At 71.0% G+C, this 2,225-nt stretch carries 2 protein-coding genes; both read left to right on the top strand.

The genetic code is table 11. The features are described 5' to 3' along the window. Positions 1 to 1,209 (top strand): bifunctional UDP-N-acetylglucosamine diphosphorylase/glucosamine-1-phosphate N-acetyltransferase GlmU (gene glmU, locus ACLN58_RS21290; RefSeq protein ID WP_415857212.1); only part of this gene is annotated, 1,209 nt, incomplete at its 5' end. Then, positions 1,210 to 2,190: a ribose-phosphate diphosphokinase gene (locus tag ACLN58_RS21285; protein ID WP_415857211.1), complete on the top strand. Its 981-nt coding sequence runs from the start codon at positions 1,210 to 1,212 to the stop codon at positions 2,188 to 2,190. It begins immediately after the preceding gene. Positions 2,191 to 2,225: the final 35 nt, after the last annotated feature.

Raw genomic sequence — 2,225 nt, 5'->3', positions numbered from 1 at the left:
GTCACGTACGGCGACGTCCCGCTGCTGAGCACCGACCTCCTGGGCGAGCTCGTGGCGCGCCACGAGGCCGAGGGCAACGCCGTGACCGTCCTCACCGCGGTCCTCGACAACGCGCATGGCTACGGGCGCATCCTGCGGGACGAGGAGGGCGCCGTCGCCGCGATCCGCGAGCACAAGGACGCCAACGACGACGAGCGCGAGGTCCGCGAGGTCAACTCCGGCATCTACGCGTTCGACGCGCGGGTCCTCGCCGACGCGCTGCGCCGCGTCACGACGGACAACGCACAGGGCGAGAAGTACCTCACCGACGTCCTCGCGATCGCGCGCGAGGCGGGCGGCCGCGTCGCGGCGCTCGTGACCGAGGACCGCTGGCAGGTCGAGGGTGCGAACGATCGGGTTCAGCTCCAGGCGCTCGCCGCGGAGCTCAACCGCCGTACGGTCGAGGCGTGGATGCGCGCGGGCGTGACGGTCATAGACCCCGCGACCACGTGGATCGACGGCACGGTCCGGCTCGCCGAGGACGTCACGATCAAGCCCAACACGCAGCTCCACGGCGCGACCGTGGTCGAGCGGGACGCGGTCGTCGGGCCGGACTCGACGCTCACCGACGTGCTCGTGGGCGAGGGCGCGACCGTGCGCCGCACCGACGGCACGAAGGCACAGATCGGTCCCGGCGCGACCGTAGGCCCGTTCACCTACCTGCGGGCGGGGACGGTGCTCGGCGCGGACGGCAAGATCGGGGCGTTCTACGAGACGAAGAACGCGCAGATCGGCCGCGGCGCGAAGCTCTCCCACCTCGGCTACGTCGGGGACGCCGAGGTCGGCGAGGGGACGAACATCGGCTGCGGCAACATCACCGCGAACTACGACGGGGTCGCCAAGCACCGCACCGTGATCGGCGCGCACGTCCGGACGGCGTCGAACACCGTCTTCGTTGCCCCGGTCACCGTCGGGGACGGCGCGTACACGGGCGCCGGAGCCGTGGTCCGCAAGGACGTCCCCGCGGGCGCGCTCGCGCTCAACGTCGCCCCCCAGCGGAACGCGGAAGGCTGGACGGAGGCGAAGCGGCCTGGGTCGCCGTCGGCCGTCGCGGCCGCTGCCGCGAGAGAAGCCGCCGAGGCAGCCGCCCGGCCAGGCCAGCCGGCCCCGGTCCGAGAGCCCCAGACCACTGGTTCCAGCAGCATTCCCTCGACAGAAGAAGGCAAGTAGATGACCGAGATCACGGCCCACGGCGAGAAGCGCCTCGTCGTCGCGTCAGGCCGGGCCCATCCCGAACTCGCGCAGGAGATCGTGAAGGAACTCGGCACCGAGCTCCTTCCGACGTCGGCGTACGACTTCGCGAACGGCGAGACCTACGTGCGCTTCGAAGACAGCGTCCGCGGCGCCGACGCGTTCGTGATCCAGGCACACCCGGCCCCGATCAACGAGTGGATCATGGAGCAGCTCATCATGATCGACTCGCTCAAGCGCGCGAGCGCCAAGCGCATCACGGTCGTCTCGCCGTTCTACCCGTACGCCCGCCAGGACAAGAAGCACCGCGGCCGCGAGCCCATCTCCGCGCGCCTCATGGCCGATCTCTACAAGACGGCAGGCGCCCACCGCCTCATGAGCGTGGACCTGCACACGGCGCAGATCCAGGGCTTCTTCGACGGGCCGGTGGACCACCTCATGGCCATCCCGCTCCTCGCCGACTACGTGCGCACGCGCGTGGACCTCAACAAGGTCACGGTCGTCTCCCCGGATACGGGCCGCGTGCGGGTGGCCGAGCAGTGGGCCGAGCGCCTTGGCGGCGCGCCGCTCGCGTTCGTGCACAAGACCCGCGACGTCACCGTGCCCAACCAGGCCGTCTCGAAGCAGGTCGTGGGCCAGATCGAGGGCCGCGACTGCGTGCTCATCGACGACATGATCGACACCGGCGGCACGATCTCCGGCGCGGTCCAGGTGCTCAAGAACGCGGGCGCTCGCTCGGTCATCATCGCCGCGACGCACGCCGTGTTCTCGGACCCCGCGTCGCGCCGGCTTGCGGAGTGCGGCGCGCGCGAGGTCGTCGTGACGAACACGCTGCCGATCGCTGCCGAGAAGCGCTTCGAGCAGCTCACGGTCCTCTCGATCGCGCCGCTCATCGCGCGCGCCATCCACGAGGTCTTCGACGACGGCTCCGTCACGAGCCTCTTCGACGGCCGCAGCTAGCGCGGCGTTCCGTCCAGGGTCACCTAACGCGGGTG

The organism is Sinomonas sp. G460-2 (assembly GCF_047759905.1).
GTDB lineage: Bacteria > Actinomycetota > Actinomycetes > Actinomycetales > Micrococcaceae > Sinomonas.
Note: the sequence above shows the minus strand (reverse complement) of the source record. Positions and strands in the feature narration are given on the sequence as shown.

What these genes read in the sequence shown, in the direction of transcription:
- ACLN58_RS21285 (WP_415857211.1), top strand. Translation starts at nt 1,210, where the DNA reads ATGACCGAGATCACGGCCCACGGCGAGAAGCGCCTCGTCGTCGCGTCA.